A 16904-nucleotide genomic window follows, 5' to 3' on the forward strand; every position below is an offset into this window, starting at 1 on the left:
TTGTTTTTATCTTCTTTTTTCAAAAAATGAACGCATTAGTGTCGCGCATTCATCGGCCAAAACACCCGGTGTAATCGCCGTCTTGGGGTGGAGTTGTCCTCCCATTGCTTGATAACCTCTTTTTTCATCACTCGCCCCCCAAACGACTCTGGAAATCTGACTCCAATACAAGGCGCCAGCACACATTTGACAGGGTTCTAAAGTTACGAATAAAGTGCATGATTTCAGGTATTTAGCGTCTAAATAATTAGCTGCAGAAGAAACGGCTTGTAATTCTGCATGTGCAGTGACATCATGCAATAACTCGGTAAGGTTGTGACACTTGGCAATGATCTGATTGTTGGAAACAACAATTGCACCAACGGGAATTTCCCCCTTTTCAAAGGCCATTTGTGCTTCACTTAACGCAATGCGCATAAAGTATTCATCCGTGAATAGATCCATCATCTTCTTTAAAGTTTAAGCAAAGTTAAGTGAAAAACGGTTGCACTTATTTTATATCGTAAAAAAATCACTAGTTCTAGGGAAGGATATTGGAAAGAGGAAAGAGGAAAGAGGAAAGAGGAAAGAGGAAATCGGAGCGTAGCGTAGATTCATCGAATACCAAAATAAATATAAACCTAATGCGATAAAGAGAAAAGAGGAGAGTTTTCTCAATACTTGGATGATATTCTCTTAAATCGCGAATTTTTTCAGCGTACAAAAAAGTAGCTGGTAAAAAAGCAACTTCACAAAAGTCAAAAACAAGAAACAAAGTTGTAATTTTGTTTGATATAAATGTTACACGTATTCCCATGTTGTTAGAACAAATCAAAAAACCTTCAGATATCAGAAAAATGAGTGTAGCTCAATTGGAAGAACTGGCGGTTGAAATTAGACGATTTATCATCGATATCGTTGCTACTAAGGAAGGGCATTTAGGAGCGAGTTTAGGGGTGGTTGAATTGACAATTGCCTTGCATTATGTTTTTGATACGCCGAATGATTTATTGGTTTGGGATGTAGGACATCAAGCTTATGGGCATAAATTACTCACAGGACGTCAGGAGGTATTTCACACCAATCGACAAAAAGGAGGAATCAGTGGATTTCCCAATCGAGAGGAAAGTGTGTATGATGTTTTTGGAGTGGGGCATTCCTCTACTTCAATTTCTGCTGTTTTGGGTATGGCAATCGCCTCCAAATTAAAAGGCGATCACGATAAACAGCATATTGCGGTGATTGGTGATGCTTCTATTGCAGCGGGAATGGCTTTTGAAGGACTAAATCACGCCGGTGTTAGTGATGCTAATATGCTTGTTGTTTTGAACGATAATGCCATTGGTATTGATCCTAGTGTGGGCGCATTGAAAGATTATCTAACAGCAGTAAAAGAAGGACGCAATCACAAGCGTAATAACATGATCAAGTCTTTGCATTTTGACTATAGAGGACCGGTTGACGGACATGATTTAAAGCAATTGATTAAGGAGTTGACGAAGTTGAAGAAACACAAGGGTCCAAAATTCTTACACGTAATTACCACCAAGGGAAAAGGGTTAAAACAGGCTGAAGAAGATCAGGTTAAATATCATGCACCAGGAAAATTTGACAGTGCAACAGGAGAACTCATCCAAAAAGAAGAGAAAGCGTATCCTGCGAAATACCAAGATGTTTTTGGGCATACGCTCGTGGAATTAGCAGAACAAAATCCGCTGATTGTCGGTATTACACCGGCTATGCCAACGGGAAGCTCGATGAAATATATGATGGAGGCGTTTCCAACTCGCGCTTTGGATGTGGGTATTGCAGAGCAACATGCAGTAACCTTAGCTGCGGGAATGGCTACACAAGGGTTGATTCCCTATTGTGCGATTTATTCTACGTTTTTGCAACGGGCCTACGATCAGCTGATTCACGATGTGGCTTTACAAAAATTACCCGTGGTTTTTTGTCTAGATCGCGCCGGATTAGTAGGAGAGGATGGGGCAACACATCAAGGGGTGTTTGATCTAGCCTATCTCAATTGTATTCCCAATATGGTCATCGCGGCACCGTTGAATGAAATAGAGTTGAGAAACCTTTTGTATACCGCTCAATTGGGAATTGATACGCCTTGGGCGATTCGCTATCCTAGAGGCAAAGGGGTTGTAGAGATCAATTGGCGTACGGATTTTAAAAAACTTAACGTATCAATAACTAAAAACTTGAGAAAAGGCAATAAATTTGCCCTAATTTCTACGGGAGTTATTGGCAATAATGTAATAGAGGCCTTTCAGCAATGTGAGACCGATGCATGGACACATGAGCATTTTTTGTTTGTTAAACCGTTAAACGAGCAACGATTGCATGAAATTTGTCAAACCCATCAACATATTGTTACGATAGAAGACGGTAGTGTAAAAGGTGGTTTTGGCAGTAGTATAGCGCAATTTGTTTCTCAACATTTTCCCAATATAAGTGTAGAGAATTTAGGTGTTCCAGATGTTTTTATTGAACATGGAACCGTCAAACAACAACAACAAGTTTGTGGTATAGACGTAGATTCGATTGTTAAATTAATTACAGAAAAGTTTTGAACAAATTAGAAAAGATTGCTTTTTTTTCTGTTGTACTCAGTTTGTATGGAGGGGCAACTTTCGCACAGGAAGGAACGACTCCTACAGTGAATCCACAACCCAATACTCAGGTTGTAAAGGATACAGTAAACGTACAAGAAAATCCCTTTAACCCTTTGATGAATTTTCTACCGCGTAAAAATTACGCAGAAGAAGATTTGTTGATGAGTTATATGAATATGGGAAGTAGAGAAGATTTGGCTTTTTTTAAACCCGAAGTTTTTGTTGAACGCAGTAAACCCAAATACAGCGCAATCAAAACGAAATTTAATCCTCAAATTCAACTGTCAGCAATTCCAGTAAATAATGAAATTATTGGCTACTGGGAGAAAAAAAACAGAGTGGGATTGGATTTTAATCAAATTGCTTTTGTCAATTGGAGTGCAGGGGGAGAAAACTCTATTTCGGGCTTATTGAAGGGAGATTTTACCCGAAAGTACATCAAAGGTCGTTTGATTTGGGATAATGTATTAAACATTCGCTATGGCGTAAATAAACAGTCAGACCGCGAATTGCGCAAGACAGATGATGTGTTGGAACTCAATTCAACATTTGGTTATAAATATTCACTAGCTTCTGATTGGTACTATGTGTCTAAATTGAATTTTAGAACGCAGTTTACCGATGGGTTCAACTATCCTAATACCGATGATCCTGTTTCTAGATGGTTAGCACCGGCTTATCTATATGTCGGGGTTGGGGGAGAATACATGGATTCCAAAACGGGAATCAAATACTATGTTTCACCAATCACCTATAAAGCAACCTTTGTTAACGATCAAACTTTAGCAAATCAAGGCGCTTTTGGTGTGGACTCAGCAATTAAAGATGAAGAGGGGAATATTCTTAAAAACGGTAAACGCTACAAGGCTGAAGTAGGACTCTTGTTGAGTACAGAATGGAAAAAAGAAATTTTTACCAATATTTTTATCGATACAAAATTGACGTTATACAGTGATTATATCGATCAATTTGGTAATATTGATGTCATGTGGGATTTGAAGTTGGATATGAAGGTTAACGATTTTGTACGCGCTAATGTGGGAGTCAACTTGATTTATGATGACAACGTGAAGAATAAAGTAGAACGAGGCGGTGTACAAGTGATGGAAGGACCGAAAATTCAGTTCAAACAAACCTTAGGTGTAGGGTTAGTCTATTCGTTTTAATTTTATAAATTAGTGCTATGAAGAATCTCTTTTTACTTGGTGTTTGCTGTTTGTTTAGTTCTCTTTCTTTTGGACAAGAATCAGGAGCGCTTGTGGAATTAACGCAACAAAAAAAGGATAGTATAGCGGCTTTAGATTTAAAATACAGAGAAGATCAATTTTATTTTGGTTTGTCTCATACTTTAATGCAGGGGAAACCGGGGGGATTTAAATCGAACTCGGTTTCCTTGGGTTTAGATGTTGGCTTTCTGCGTGATTTTCCTATCAATAAAAGTAGAACTATAGCTATTGCCCCTGGGTTTGGTTTTTCATATCAAAATTTACGCAATAGTTTCGGTTTGGCAGAAGACGGAACTCACACGGTTTTAACTGACTTTAAACGCAGTAGCTTGTCTTTGCATATGTTGGACTTTCCCATCGAATTAAGGTGGAGAAATTCAACGCCTGCAAGCCATAAGTTTTGGCGAGCTTATGTTGGGTTTAAAGCTAGTTATGTACTGGGTAACCGAGTTAAAACGACGACAGATCAATATTCAATCACCGCAAGAAATGATGAGAATATCAATAATTGGTTGATGGGAATGTATGTGGGAGCTGGATTTAATACCTGGAATTTTTATGCCTATTATGGTTTGAATACCATTTATAAAGACGCACCAATCAAAGGTGATTCTGAAAAACTCAGGCTGTTTAAGGTCGGAGTTATCTTTTATATTTTATAGAGCCTAGTGGCTCTTTTTTTTATTGAGTTAAGAGGTACCAACAACCAAGTTGAGGTAGAAAACCCAACAAAGCCCCAATGAATACTTCATAGGAGGTGTGTGCTTTTAGATAAAGACGGGCACTTGCTGTTAGTCCTGTGATTAAAATACAGACAATTAACAAAATCAGTGCTGGTGTTTTTTGTTGAATAAGCAAAAGTGTGAAGAATGCTAGACCTGCGGTTAATAGCGCTGTGTGTACGCTGTATTTCTGCTTGAAGATGGCTCCAATCAACAAAAGCGAATAGGTAACTAGTAATCCCCAAAAATATAGCTTTAACTCATACGCACTATTGTTGTATAAAACCAGTGATTTGAGAGCATAGAGCAGGGCAATATTAATGGCAAAGGGAAAGATACGTTCTTTTGTTTCACTGACCATAACACTCGATTTCAGTATGCGCAAAGAACGCATGAAGTAATAAATCGAAATGGGAATGAAAAAAGTTACAATCGCAACTTGACTAAGGATAATTGATAGCTCAAGAGGCGTAAAATAATAATATTGAATTAGAAAGTACAACCCAACGGTTTGTAAGGGCAATAGAATAGGATGAAAAAGATAAGAAACAAGTTGAGCTGTTTTTTTCATAAGGACCAGCCTATTTTAACTAAAGGTTTGTTGTACGGTAAATTAAATTCTCTTTCTCATGCGAGCAACAGGAATATCAAGTTGTTCTCTGTATTTAGCAACAGTTCTTCGCGCAATAGGATATCCTTTCTCTTTGAGTAAATCGGCTATTTTATCATCTGGATGAGGTTTTTTCTTATCCTCTTCTGCAATGATGTTTTCTAGTATTTTTTTAATTTCAATGGTTGATACTTCTTCCCCTTGATCATTCATCATCGCTTCTGAAAAGAAGTTTTTGATCAGTTTTGTACCATAGGGAGTTTCTACGTATTTGCTATTGGCAACACGAGAAATTGTCGAAATATCCAACCCTACTAAATCGGCAATGTCTTTGAGGATCATTGGTTTTAGTTTGGTTTCGTCTCCTGTTAAGAAATACTCTTCTTGATAGTGTACAATGGCACTCATAGTCACATAAAGCGTTTCTTGACGTTGTTTAATAGCGTCAATAAACCATTTTGCTCCATCTAGTTTTTGCTTAATAAATTGTACAGCATCTTTTTGTGAGGCACTCGCTTGTGTAGAATCCTTATACGTTTGTAACATCTCTTGATAATCGCGAGAAACGTGTAGTTCTGGTGCATTGCGGTTGTTTAAAGTTAACTCAATTTCACCGTCTACTATTTTAATTGTAAAATCGGGAATCACCTGCTCAATAAAGCGATTGGTTCCTGTATAAGCGCCACCTGGTTTAGGATTGAGTTTCTCAATCTCATCAATGGCTTTGCGCAATTGATCTTTTGTGATATTGTAACGGGACAACAGCTTGTCGTAATGTTTTTTGGTAAAGGCATCGAATTGATTTTCGATAATATCTTTAGCAACCGTTATAGCATCGGTTGGCGTTTTGTGTTTGAGTTGCAACAGCAAACACTCCTGAAGATTACGCGCACCTACGCCAATCGGTTCAAGTTCGTGAACAAGGGCCAAGATGTTTTCTACCGTCTTTAAGTTGGTGTAAACCCCTTGGGTGAACGCTAAATCATCAACGATGTCTTGGATCTCTCTTCGGATATATCCCATTTCATCTACACTACCAACTAAAAATTCCGCAATAACACGATCTTCATCAGAGAGGATGAAGGTGTTTAATTGGTTAATTAAATTTTGATGGAAGGACTCCGTTGCAATGATAGGCGCTTCATAGTCATCGTCATCAGAGCTGTAGTTATTAGCCTGTAATTTATATTCGGGAATTTCATCGTCGCTGAGATAATCATCAATGTTGATATCTTCTGCGTCAATGCGTTCATTGTCAAAGTCGTCAAACTCATTATCTAAGCTATCGAACTCATCAGCTGTTTCTTCTTTACCTGTTTCCAATGCAGGATTTTCAATTAACTCTTCCTTTAGTCTTTGTTCAAAGGCCAAAGTAGGTAACTGAATAAGCTTCATCAATTGAATTTGCTGAGGAGATAATTTCTGAGATAATTTAAGTTGTAAGCTTTGTTTGAGCATGCTAAATAAAATTAACGAAATAAAAATGTTTACTTTTAATCGACATTCATCCTAAATTACGGAAAAAATACGATAAAAGTAAACATTTGTAGGGTTTCTTTCTATGAATAATTAAAACGCTGCATTTTGAGGAGTTCTAGGAAAAGGAATCACATCTCTGATGTTTGTCATTCCTGTAACGAATAAGACTAAACGCTCAAATCCAAGACCAAAACCACTGTGTGGAGCAGTACCAAATTTGCGAGTATCGAGGTACCACCAAAGTTCTTCTTTGTCGATGCCCATTTTCTCTATTTTGTCTAGTAATACATCGTAGCGTTCTTCTCTTTCAGAACCTCCGACAATTTCTCCAATACCTGGGAATAAAATATCCATAGCGCGAACGGTTTTTCCATCTTCGTTCATACGCATATAGAACGCTTTAATATCTGCAGGATAATCAAATAAAATTACAGGACATTTGAAGTGTTTCTCCACTAAATAGCGTTCGTGTTCACTTTGTAAATCAGCTCCCCATTCTTCAATGATATAATTGAATTTTTTGTTCTTATTTGGTTTAGAAGCTTTGAGGATATCGATTGCTTCAGTGTAGCTTACGCGTTTGAAATTGTTTTCTGTGATAAAACGCAATTTTTTAAGAAGAGACATTTCACTGCGTTCTGCTTGTGGCTTGCTTTTCTCCTCATCTAGTAAACGGCTTTCTAAGAAAACTAAATCATCGTGACATTTTTCTAGGGTATAGCTGATTACATACTTGATGAAATCTTCTGCTAAATCCATGTTGTCGGCTAATTTGTTGAAGGCAACCTCAGGTTCAATCATCCAAAATTCAGCTAAGTGACGAGATGTATTCGAGTTTTCTGCGCGGAATGTCGGTCCAAAGGTATACACTGATCCTAGGGCCATTGCATAAGTCTCGGCTTCTAATTGTCCAGAAACAGTTAAGTTTGTCGCTTTCCCAAAGAAATCTTCTGAGAAATCAACTTCACCTTCCGCTGTTCTTGGAAGTTTATTTAGGTTGAAATTCGTAACCTTAAACATTTCTCCAGCTCCTTCTGCATCAGATCCTGTAATGATTGGTGCGTTGAAGTAAAAGAAACCGTTGTCTTGGAAGTATTTGTGTACTGCAAAAGACAGGGTACTTCTTACACGCATAATAGCGCCGAAAATATTCGTTCTAATGCGCAAGTGAGCATTTTCGCGTAAAAATTCTAGCGAGTGTTTTTTAGGTTGAATAGGATATTCTTCTGGATTGGATTCACCATAAACTTTTAAGTTTTCAACTTGGATTTCTACATTTTGTCCAGCTCCTCTACTTTCAACTAAGGTACCTCTTACAGAAATAGCTGCTCCTGTGTGAATCTTTTTCAGTAATTCAGCAGGAAACTTATCTAAGTCAACAACACATTGGATGTTATTGATTGTCGATCCATCATTTAAAGCAATAAACTGGTTGTTTCTAAATGTTTTTACCCAGCCCTTTGCTTTTACTTCGTGCAAAAGTGCCTTTCCGGTAAGCAGATCGATAATTTTGGTGTGTTTCATTTTTGAATATATTTTTGTTACCTAGTAGATCAAATCATTGAATTGAAATACGAACAAATGTACTAAAAAACAATAGATATTTGCGTAAATAAGCACGTTATTAATCAAACATTAGCATGGAAAATACGCTTTTATAGAAGAAATATAGATTTGTATATTTTGTAAGGAAAAGAAGAGATGTAAAATAGTTGAAAACTATAGAAACAAAAAAGTCCGCATCGTGCGGACTTTCTATTATACTTTAAGAATTTCTTCTTCTTTTTGTACGAAGATATCATCGATTTTCTTCACATAAGCGTCTGTTAGCTTTTGTACTTGCTCTTCAGCGTCTTTACAAACATCTTCAGAAACTCCGTTTTTTTCTTCTTTTTTGATATCGTTGTTTGCCTCTTTACGCGCATTGCGTATACCAATTTTTGCTTCCTCAGCTTCAGCTTTCGCTTGTTTTACCAAGTCTTTACGTCTTTCTTCTGTTAAAGCAGGGATATTGATGATAATGTTATCTCCATTATTCATTGGGTTTAGTCCCAAGTTAGCAATCATAATTGCCTTTTCAATAGGTTGTAACATACTTTTTTCCCAAGGAGTAACGGTAAGCGTACGAGCATCTGGAACGTTCACACTCGCTACTTGTGATAGTGGAGTTTGTGAACCGTAGTAGTCTACAAAAACACCACCTAACATTTGAGGGCTTGCTTTTCCAGCACGAATATTTAATAAAGATTTTTCTAAGTGAGCAATAGAACCGTCCATTGCCTCTTTTGCACTTGCAATAATTAAATCTATTTCTTCTGTCATAACGTTTATTTATTAATGTTTACGGAAACAGTAGTTCCTACTGAATCATCTCCTTGGCAAACTTTTAGTAAATTGTTTTCTTTATTCATATCGAACACCACAATAGGTAATTCGTTTTCTCTACTCAATGTAAAAGCTGTGGTATCCATTACATTTAAACCTTTAGTCAATACGTCACTAAAAGTGATTTGTTCAAATTTTACAGCTGTTGGATCTTTCTCTGGATCTGCATTGTAAACACCGTCAACACGAGTTCCTTTAAGGATAACATCGGCATTAATTTCTACTCCTCTTAGTACCGCTGCGGTATCTGTTGTGAAGTAAGGGTTTCCTGTTCCTGCACCAAAAATAACAATTCTTCCTTTTTCTAAGTGACGAACTGCTCTTCTTTTGATATAAGGCTCAGCAACAGCTTCAATTTTTAAGGCTGTCTGAAGGCGAGTCAGCATTCCTGCGTCTTCTAAAGCCCCTTGTAGTGCCATCCCGTTGATGATGGTTGCAAGCATGCCCATATAATCTCCTTGAACGCGATCCATACCAACACTAGCTCCTGCTACTCCTCTAAAAATATTTCCACCACCAATAACAATCGCTATTTCAACACCTAAATCGTGTACTTTTTTTACTTCAGCTGCGTACTCAGCTAATCTCTTAGGGTCAATTCCATATTGATTCTCTCCCATTAAAGCCTCTCCACTTAATTTAAGCAGAATTCTTTTGTATTTCATGGATATGATATTTTTAAAGTTTTGCAAATATAAAGATTATATACTACTATAAAACAGCTTTTGCGAATTTATCCTGATGATTTTTAAAGGTTCTTGCAGCTGCTTGATATCCCAAGTCAAAAATTTCGTCCATGCGCTGTTTGTTTCGTTCAAAAGTCGAATATTGTGTGATGTGATGCGATTCAATCAACCAATCACACAAAGCCGACTGTGTTCGATTGTGATTGGCTGCCATCAGATCATAAGCGCGTATGGCCACAGAACGCAGTGAATTTAAATTCTTCTTGTCTAATTGTTCGATTGGACAAACATTGCTGCCAATTAAAAAATCACACTCTTCGCGGATTAAATCCGTCGCAAAGTTATTGAGTATTCCTCCATCACTAAACAACTGGTCATTGATCGTGTGAGGAGAGAAAATAGCGGGAAAAGCACTCGACGCTAGTATGGCGTCAATGACACGAGTATTGGGATGGAAAACGTGGATTTCCCCTTTGGCAATATCTGTAGAATTGATAACCACAGGAATGGGGAGATCGTCCAATGTTCTATTTTCAAAAATGGAAAATAAGTATTTTTCAAAGGCATTTGAATCGATTAATCCTGCTTTTTTGAAAGTAAAAAAATGCCAGTTTAAAATATTGACAGATTTGAAAAAATCGAGAATCTCCTTTGGAGATAACCCGATGGAATACAAACAAGAAACAATGGAGCCTGCACTTGTGCCTGCAAGAATTTTAGGTTTGATATCTTGATCTACTAAAAATGAAAGCACACCGGCATGCGCAATTCCCTTGTACCCCCCGCCAGATAATGCCAAACCTATTTTAGGCGTTTTCATAAATAAAGTATTGAGAGATTAGTGTTTAAAAGTTTAACTTTGAATTCAAACTAATAAAATTACACAAAAATGAATAAAGTTGACCTAAAAGACTTGAATAATAGTTTTTCTTATGCGGAGTTTCGTGCGTATGTCACGGATGCCCTCCAGAACAATCCAGAGGAATTGCAGTTGTCTGCTGATTATCTACCTTATGCAGAACTGAATGAAGCGCGTTTACATCGCTTGGATAAGACACTACGTGTTGAACCAGAAGTGGCTCTAGTGATGGAAAACCTTAGTAGTGATTACATTTGGTTGGTGATTTCGGAAAGCTGGTGTGGAGATGCAGCTCAATCTGTACCCATGTTAAACAAAATGGCTGAACTAACAGGAAAGGTCGAGTTGCGTATTGTATTTCGCGATCGTCACCTCGAATTAATGGATCAGTATCTGACTAACGGAGGAAGAGCTATTCCCAAATTGCTCATTGTAGCAAAGGATACGTTGAATGTTATGGGGGATTGGGGACCTCGTCCTGCTGATGCGGTGAAATTGGTTAACGATTATAAGGCTGAAAACGGAAAGTTTGACGAGGATGGAATTATCTTGTTGAATAAATGGTATACCAAAAATAAAGGTCAACAAGTGCAACAAGAAGTAGCAGCTTTGATGACCTCTATTGATCAATAAAATTGAAGTATCACTATTGTACAATAGGACCTACAATAGTGATATTTTTTGACAAGGACATTCCTGCTGGATTACACCCCAAAGCGCCTTCAGGAATGACTTGATCGCGTTTTTCAAAATAGTCTACCCAAACTGGAAAGGGTTCACCTGTATATTTTGAGCGATAGGTCATCGGATAAAGCGGAAAGAATTCTTTATTCTTATTGGCTGATTTGAAGGCATCGTAAATTAACTCTGAACAATAGTACTTGTTATTGGCATATAAGTAATTATCGTCATAGGGAACGCCAACTTGTTGAATAGCAAAAGTTTTTGCTGCTGGGATCATTTTCTGATACTTAGGTAACAATCTTCCCAAATACATCGTTTCAGGGGTTTTGCTCAAAAACTGATCTAGAGGTGTAATGCAAACTTCGGGCCAAGTAGCTTCAATAACTTGTAAGCTACCGTCGTGTTCAATCACCATGCCAATGTGATTGAAATTTAACCCCTCATACCCAAAAGTAACTTCGTTAATAGCATCACATAAAGGACCGCATTGGAGGTTTTGAAAGATCAAATCTCCTTCTTGAAAGACAGTCTGTTGTCCGTAGCTTATCGTGCAAAGTAAGCTGATAAGCGCTACTATTTTCTTCATAAATTTCTGTGTTTCAACAAAAGTAAAACTATCTTGCCAATATGCAATGAAAGAAGAAAAACCTTGACCTATGACTGAAAGGGATATTTTCTTGTTGTGTTAAATTTTACACAATCCAATTTTTGCCATTGTCTTGACTTGTAATTAATTGTATATTAGGAGAATTAACCATAAAAAAATACTATTATTTATGTCAAACAACATGCAATTCCCCAAGTTTAAAGAAAAATACGGAAATTACATCAACGGAAAATTCGTAGAGCCAGTAAAGGGAGACTACTTTGATTCTATTACCCCAATTACGGGAAAACCCTTTGCGAAAGCAGCTCACTCCACAGAAGAAGATTTAATTTTAGCTATTGACGCTGCAGAAAAGGCTTTTGAATCTTGGAGTCGCACATCAGCGACGGAACGCAGCAACATCTTAAATCGAATTGCTGATCGTATGGAGCAAAATTTGGACTATATCGCTCAAGTGGAAACGATTGACAACGGAAAGGCAATTCGAGAAACGATGAATGCGGATATTCCGTTAGCTATTGACCACTTCCGCTATTTTGCAGGGGTGATACGCGCAGAGGAAGGCTCAGTGGTAGAACTAGATGAACATACGGTTTCGATGATTGTCCATGAACCACTAGGTGTTGTTGCTCAAATTATCCCTTGGAACTTCCCGATTTTAATGGCTGTTTGGAAATTAGCACCAGCATTAGCTGCAGGAAACTGTGTGGTATTAAAACCTGCAGAAAGTACTCCTATTTCTATTATGGTACTCCTGGAGTTAATCGGAGATCTTGTTCCGGCAGGTGTGATTAATGTTGTCAATGGATTTGGTTCTCAATTGGGACAAAAATTGGTAACAAACCCTAAAATTAGCAAAGCTGCATTTACAGGATCTACTGCTACAGGACGCTTGGTAATGCAATATGCTACAGAAAACATCATTCCCGTTACGCTTGAATTAGGAGGGAAATCACCTAATATTTTCTTTGAATCGATCATGGATCACGATGATGAGTACCTAGATAAAGCAATTGAAGGTGCGGTGTTATTTGCTTTTAATCAAGGAGAGATTTGTACTTGTCCGTCTCGTTTACTGATTCAAGAAAGTATTTACGACAAATTTATAGCTCGTGTTATTGAACGCGTAAAAGCGATAAAAATGGGGAATCCATTAGATCCAACAACAATGATGGGAGCACAGGCTTCGAAAATTCAATACGACAAGATTAGCTCTTACCTAAAATTAGGGAAAGAAGAAGGAGCTGAAGTGTTGGTAGGGGGTGATATCCACCATCTAGGAGGTGATTTAGAAGCGGGGTATTACATCCAACCTACGTTGTTTAAAGGGCATAATAAAATGCGCATTTTCCAAGAAGAAATTTTCGGGCCTGTATTAGCGGTTACAACGTTTAAAGACGAGAAAGAAGCGATAGAAATTGCCAATGATACGCTATATGGATTAGGTGCAGGGGTATGGACCCGCGATGCGCATCAGTTATACCAAATTCCAAGAGCAATTAAGGCAGGACGCGTTTGGGTCAATAACTATCACAACTATCCTGCAGGTGCTCCATTTGGAGGGTATAAACAGTCGGGTATTGGACGTGAGAATCACAAAATGATGTTAGGGCATTACCGTCAAACAAAAAACATGTTGATTTCATACAATAAAAACAAATTAGGGTTTTTCTAAAACAGATAAAGAGATGTCAAAAGTTAGCCGTATTGATGTAACAGAAAAAGCAAAAGCACTGATTGAAGAACTACAAGCCGAAAATGGAGATTTGATGTTCTATCAGGCTGGAGGCTGTTGTGAAGGGACACAACCCATGTGTTTTGTCAAAGGAGGATATTACTTGAGACGTAAGGATGTTAAGATCGGAGAAGTTTGTGGTTTCGACTTTTGGGTGGATCGCGATCTGTTCGAATATTGGAAACACGCCCATTTTACCCTAGATGTAACAGATGGTTTTGGTGCAGGTGGTTTTTCTTTAGAAACGCCTAAGCAAAAAACCTTTACAATAACGTATCGTATGTTTACACCAGAAGAGCTGTCTCAGCTTGAGGAGGTAATTTTAAATGAATAATTGCTTTAATACGATCAAATGAGAGAGGCTACACCAACAGTGTAGCCTCTTGTTTTTTATATTGATTTAGAATCCATTACTTTTTTTTCAAACGCTTCAATGCTCCATGCATTAGCCACGTCATAGTCGCCAATCTTTGTACGGCGTAAAGCTGTTAAATGACCACCGCTTTGTAGTTTTTCTCCAAAATCAAAAGACAGTGAACGAATATACGTTAACTTGGAGCAAGCCACTCTAAAGTCAATTTCAGGTAGTGCAATACGCGTTAATTCAAAATCGGAGATTGTGATAGGACGGGTACTAATTTCAATCTCTTCTCCATTTCTTGCGTGTTCATACAAGCGCTTACCGTCTTTTTTAGATCGTCATATATAATGTTCTTCGAGTTGAATAAAAAATCACATAGAGTAATCTTTCTACTCTCCTTGGTTTGAGTTAAATCTTTGTTTTTTAAATATTAATTAATATTTATTTGTTAATGTTAATTATTTTTAATTTTTATTTTATTAAAATGTGTTTATTGTTTTTTAATTTTTATGTAAGTGTGTAAATTGGTTATTAAAAGAATAAAAGAAGTGAGTGGTGGTTGTTTTTCAAGCGAAAAAATAATCTTTTTTGACTGCTTTCAAATAAAAGAATAAAGATGAATATATTACTTGCGGATGATCACCTAATGTGTTTGGATGGCTATATATTAGCCCTAAATAATTCTGTTAACAAGTATTACACAGCAAAGAGTTGTGAGGAGGTTTATACTAAACTTTTACAACGATTAAAATTTGATGTAGCCATTCTTGGACATAATCTGGAAGCTTTTGAAGAAAAGAATATACGAACAGGGTTTGATTGTGCAAAAGTTATTCGAAGATGTTTTCCTGATTGTAAGATTATTATGGTAATCAGTCAGAAAGCCTCTATTGTGTTGTACAATATTTATAAACAAGAAATTCTCAACGCTTTAATTCTAAAATCGGATTTTACTCCTGATCAATTCAGAGCGATAGTTAACGCTGAAGGGATAAATGAGATTTACTATAGTAATGGAGTGAAAAAAGCGATTGCGCAACTTCAAAAGACCACATCACTTTTAGAATCTAAAAATAGAGAAATACTGAGTTATTTAGGGGCTGGATTTAAAGTTTCTCAATTACCGGAGGTTGTAAATCTAAGTCATAGTGCAGTACAAAAGCGGATTAGTAAAATGTTGAAAGAGTTTGACGTTCGCGATAACCTAGAGCTTATTCAAGTGGTTAAAAAACAAAATCTTTTATAGTTGTAATTCTCATTATGCGGGATTTTAACAAAAATAATATCCTAAGTATTGTTTTTGTTAAGTTGTTTATTCTTAGTTTTTTAGATAATTTTTTAGTTGTAGTTTAGGATAAAGATAAAAAAAACAAACATGCTTATTTGTTAACTAATGTAAACTTGGACAAAAAAATTATGAAATCTACTCTTATTGCCTTTTGTGTATTACTCTTTTGTTGTTTAGACAGTGTTCTTTACGCGCAGCAACACATGTTAACAGGAAAGGTGATTGATCAAAACAAGGATCCTTTAGAATTTGCTTTAGTTTATTTAGCCAGAACTGATAATGATGAATTAGCTAGTTCTGTATATACAGATAGTTTAGGTGATTTTAAAATTTCAGCAGGGAGCGGAAATTATCTATTGGTTATAAAAAATTATCAACAAGCGTTTTTGAGTGAGAAAATTGTGTTAACAGAGAATATAGATTTAGGAGTGGTTGAGGTAGATAACGCTATGCTCCTAGATGAGATTACAATAGCAACACAAAAGAAACGAATTGAAAGAAAGGCAGATCGATTGATTTTTAACGTTGAAAATTCTATTAATTCAGCAGGTGGAGATGTGCTGGATGCTTTGAGAGTAACCCCTGGTGTGCGCGTTCAAAATAACAATATTGCCATGATTGGTAAAAGTAATGCGGGCATTATGATTGATGATAGGCTTGTAGAATTATCAGGAGATGATTTGATAAACTTTTTAAAAGGCATTGCAACGGATAATATTAAAAATATTGAAGTAATTACTATTCCTCCTTCAAACTATAGTGCAGAAGGAGATAGTGGGGTGATTAATATTAATCTAAAAAAAACAACTAAAAATAGTTGGAGCAATACAGCTAGATCGCATTATAAACAAGCAATTTATCCATCATTTTCTATAGGAAATAATTTCAGCTATCAAAAAGAAAGATTTAGTGTCCTCTTAGATGTGTCAGTTCTACATAAAGAGGATGTTTATACAAATGATATAAATTATTACTATCCTACTGCGCATTGGAAAAGTGAAGTCTACAATAAAACCAAGGGATATAGTTTTGGAGCTATTTTAAATTTAGGATATAATATAACAGATAAAACTAGGTTGAGTTTTCAATACTTAGGAAATAGTACTAAACCAAAGGTGAGGCAATATGGGAAAACAGATATTTATTCCATGCAAAACAAAGAAATAGAAAAGATTCAGGAATCTTTTGGGTATATAGAAAAAGAGAATTCTAATCACGGATTTACACTTTCATTTTTTTCTAAATTAGATACAATAGGTACAAAAATCACTGTTGATTTAGATTATTTAAACTATTCTTCTGATAAACACAATGAGCAGTTTAATCAAACAAGAATCCACCATAACATAATAGAACCTTATACTCTTTGGACTAATAAAAATAATCAAGATACGGGTAATTTATCAAGTAAGTTAGATCTAGATTTTCCTATTTCTTGGGGTACATTTTCGGTCGGAGGGAAAATGAGTTTTACTAAAACGACTAACCATATTGCTATTTCAGATTCTAGTATAGAGTATTTTGGTCAAACGGACAAATTCACTTATGAGGAAAATATTCAAGCTATTTACGTTTCTGCAAATAGGTATGCACCCGAGCAAGTACATCTAGTGAGATCTAATTATTCTTCTACATTATCCAGGATAAGTTTCTTGTAATTAT

Annotated in this window: 16 protein-coding genes and 1 pseudogene; 8 read left to right on the plus strand and 9 right to left on the minus strand. The window is 36.5% G+C overall.

Translation table 11 applies throughout. The features are described 5' to 3' along the window. Window positions 1–6: 6 nt before the first annotated feature. Window positions 7–447 (minus strand): nucleoside deaminase, encoded by a 441-nt coding sequence (locus ACPDG9_RS12805; RefSeq protein WP_430528113.1) that lies wholly within the window; start codon window positions 445–447, stop codon window positions 7–9. Window positions 448–794: 347 nt separating this feature from the next. Between ACPDG9_RS12805 and ACPDG9_RS12810 the strand changes: the two genes are divergently transcribed. From ACPDG9_RS12810 to ACPDG9_RS12820, 3 genes are read left to right on the plus strand one after another with little or no spacing between them, the layout of a single operon-like run. After that, complete coding sequence (locus ACPDG9_RS12810) at window positions 795–2558, plus strand: 1-deoxy-D-xylulose-5-phosphate synthase (RefSeq protein WP_430528128.1); 1764 nt, start codon at window positions 795–797, stop codon at window positions 2556–2558. Beyond that, the gene (locus ACPDG9_RS12815) at window positions 2555–3766 is read left to right on the plus strand and encodes a DUF3078 domain-containing protein (protein ID WP_430528114.1); all 1212 of its coding nucleotides are present in this window, start codon (window positions 2555–2557) and stop codon (window positions 3764–3766) included. Before ACPDG9_RS12810 ends, ACPDG9_RS12815 begins: the two co-directional genes overlap by 4 nt. Before the next feature lie 17 nt (window positions 3767–3783). Next, window positions 3784–4488 (plus strand): porin family protein, encoded by a 705-nt coding sequence (locus tag ACPDG9_RS12820; RefSeq protein WP_430528115.1) that lies wholly within the window; start codon window positions 3784–3786, stop codon window positions 4486–4488. A gap of 19 nt (window positions 4489–4507) precedes the next feature. Here ACPDG9_RS12820 and ACPDG9_RS12825 read toward each other — a convergent pair whose 3' ends face one another. From ACPDG9_RS12825 to ACPDG9_RS12850, 6 genes are all read right to left on the minus strand, one after another. Then, on the minus strand, window positions 4508–5119 hold the full coding sequence (locus tag ACPDG9_RS12825; RefSeq protein WP_430528116.1) for a phosphatase PAP2 family protein: 612 nt from the start codon (window positions 5117–5119) through the stop codon (window positions 4508–4510). Between the two features lie 42 nt (window positions 5120–5161). After that, complete coding sequence (gene rpoN / locus ACPDG9_RS12830) at window positions 5162–6616, minus strand: RNA polymerase factor sigma-54 (RefSeq protein WP_430528117.1); 1455 nt, start codon at window positions 6614–6616, stop codon at window positions 5162–5164. Window positions 6617–6727: 111 nt separating this feature from the next. Further along, a complete protein-coding gene (gene asnS / locus ACPDG9_RS12835; protein WP_430528118.1) occupies window positions 6728–8161 on the minus strand; it encodes an asparagine--tRNA ligase in 1434 nt (477 codons plus the stop codon). Window positions 8162–8395: 234 nt separating this feature from the next. After that, window positions 8396–8959, minus strand: a complete 564-nt coding sequence (gene frr, locus ACPDG9_RS12840; protein WP_430528119.1) for a ribosome recycling factor — start codon at window positions 8957–8959, stop codon at window positions 8396–8398. Between the two features lie 5 nt (window positions 8960–8964). Continuing rightward, window positions 8965–9687, minus strand: a complete 723-nt coding sequence (gene pyrH / locus ACPDG9_RS12845) for a UMP kinase (protein WP_430528120.1) — start codon at window positions 9685–9687, stop codon at window positions 8965–8967. A 46-nt stretch (window positions 9688–9733) separates the two neighbouring features. Continuing rightward, window positions 9734–10528 (minus strand): patatin-like phospholipase family protein, encoded by a 795-nt coding sequence (locus ACPDG9_RS12850; protein WP_430528121.1) that lies wholly within the window; start codon window positions 10526–10528, stop codon window positions 9734–9736. A 69-nt stretch (window positions 10529–10597) separates the two neighbouring features. Between ACPDG9_RS12850 and ACPDG9_RS12855 the strand changes: the two genes are divergently transcribed. Then, window positions 10598–11200: a thioredoxin family protein gene (locus tag ACPDG9_RS12855; protein ID WP_430528122.1), complete on the plus strand. Its 603-nt coding sequence runs from the start codon at window positions 10598–10600 to the stop codon at window positions 11198–11200. A gap of 13 nt (window positions 11201–11213) precedes the next feature. Here ACPDG9_RS12855 and ACPDG9_RS12860 read toward each other — a convergent pair whose 3' ends face one another. Next, entirely contained in the window at window positions 11214–11837 is a 624-nt protein-coding gene (locus tag ACPDG9_RS12860) for a YiiX/YebB-like N1pC/P60 family cysteine hydrolase (RefSeq protein WP_430528123.1), read from the minus strand. Window positions 11838–12027: 190 nt separating this feature from the next. Between ACPDG9_RS12860 and ACPDG9_RS12865 the strand changes: the two genes are divergently transcribed. Next, window positions 12028–13533, plus strand: coding sequence for an aldehyde dehydrogenase family protein (locus ACPDG9_RS12865; RefSeq protein ID WP_430528124.1), 1506 nt, complete (start codon window positions 12028–12030; stop codon window positions 13531–13533). A 13-nt stretch (window positions 13534–13546) separates the two neighbouring features. Then, window positions 13547–13927, plus strand: coding sequence for a DUF779 domain-containing protein (locus ACPDG9_RS12870; protein ID WP_430528125.1), 381 nt, complete (start codon window positions 13547–13549; stop codon window positions 13925–13927). A gap of 56 nt (window positions 13928–13983) precedes the next feature. Here the strand turns inward: ACPDG9_RS12870 and ACPDG9_RS12875 are convergent. After that, window positions 13984–14286: pseudogene (locus tag ACPDG9_RS12875) on the minus strand (tRNA pseudouridine(55) synthase TruB); the annotation flags it as partial. A gap of 284 nt (window positions 14287–14570) precedes the next feature. Here ACPDG9_RS12875 and ACPDG9_RS12880 point away from each other — a divergent pair. Both ACPDG9_RS12880 and ACPDG9_RS12885 read left to right on the plus strand, forming a co-directional pair. Then, a complete protein-coding gene (locus tag ACPDG9_RS12880; protein ID WP_430528126.1) occupies window positions 14571–15200 on the plus strand; it encodes a response regulator in 630 nt (209 codons plus the stop codon). A 170-nt stretch (window positions 15201–15370) separates the two neighbouring features. Further along, window positions 15371–16900, plus strand: a complete 1530-nt coding sequence (locus ACPDG9_RS12885; RefSeq protein ID WP_430528127.1) for a hypothetical protein — start codon at window positions 15371–15373, stop codon at window positions 16898–16900. The last annotated feature ends 4 nt before the right edge of the window (window positions 16901–16904 follow it).

Origin of the sequence: Myroides sp. C6-3 (assembly GCF_050522425.1) — a bacterium.
Classification (GTDB): domain Bacteria; phylum Bacteroidota; class Bacteroidia; order Flavobacteriales; family Flavobacteriaceae; genus Flavobacterium.

What these genes read in the sequence shown, in the direction of transcription:
- ACPDG9_RS12805 (WP_430528113.1), bottom strand. Translation starts at nt 447, where the DNA reads ATGATGGATCTATTCACGGATGAATACTTTATGCGCATTGCGTTAAGT.
- ACPDG9_RS12810 (WP_430528128.1), top strand. Translation starts at nt 795, where the DNA reads ATGTTGTTAGAACAAATCAAAAAACCTTCAGATATCAGAAAAATGAGT.
- ACPDG9_RS12820 (WP_430528115.1), top strand. Translation starts at nt 3,784, where the DNA reads ATGAAGAATCTCTTTTTACTTGGTGTTTGCTGTTTGTTTAGTTCTCTT.
- ACPDG9_RS12825 (WP_430528116.1), bottom strand. Translation starts at nt 5,119, where the DNA reads ATGAAAAAAACAGCTCAACTTGTTTCTTATCTTTTTCATCCTATTCTA.
- rpoN (WP_430528117.1), bottom strand. Translation starts at nt 6,616, where the DNA reads ATGCTCAAACAAAGCTTACAACTTAAATTATCTCAGAAATTATCTCCT.
- asnS (WP_430528118.1), bottom strand. Translation starts at nt 8,161, where the DNA reads ATGAAACACACCAAAATTATCGATCTGCTTACCGGAAAGGCACTTTTG.
- frr (WP_430528119.1), bottom strand. Translation starts at nt 8,959, where the DNA reads ATGACAGAAGAAATAGATTTAATTATTGCAAGTGCAAAAGAGGCAATG.
- pyrH (WP_430528120.1), bottom strand. Translation starts at nt 9,687, where the DNA reads ATGAAATACAAAAGAATTCTGCTTAAATTAAGTGGAGAGGCTTTAATG.
- ACPDG9_RS12850 (WP_430528121.1), bottom strand. Translation starts at nt 10,528, where the DNA reads ATGAAAACGCCTAAAATAGGTTTGGCATTATCTGGCGGGGGGTACAAG.
- ACPDG9_RS12855 (WP_430528122.1), top strand. Translation starts at nt 10,598, where the DNA reads ATGAATAAAGTTGACCTAAAAGACTTGAATAATAGTTTTTCTTATGCG.
- ACPDG9_RS12860 (WP_430528123.1), bottom strand. Translation starts at nt 11,837, where the DNA reads ATGAAGAAAATAGTAGCGCTTATCAGCTTACTTTGCACGATAAGCTAC.
- ACPDG9_RS12865 (WP_430528124.1), top strand. Translation starts at nt 12,028, where the DNA reads ATGTCAAACAACATGCAATTCCCCAAGTTTAAAGAAAAATACGGAAAT.
- ACPDG9_RS12870 (WP_430528125.1), top strand. Translation starts at nt 13,547, where the DNA reads ATGTCAAAAGTTAGCCGTATTGATGTAACAGAAAAAGCAAAAGCACTG.
- ACPDG9_RS12880 (WP_430528126.1), top strand. Translation starts at nt 14,571, where the DNA reads ATGAATATATTACTTGCGGATGATCACCTAATGTGTTTGGATGGCTAT.
- ACPDG9_RS12885 (WP_430528127.1), top strand. Translation starts at nt 15,371, where the DNA reads ATGAAATCTACTCTTATTGCCTTTTGTGTATTACTCTTTTGTTGTTTA.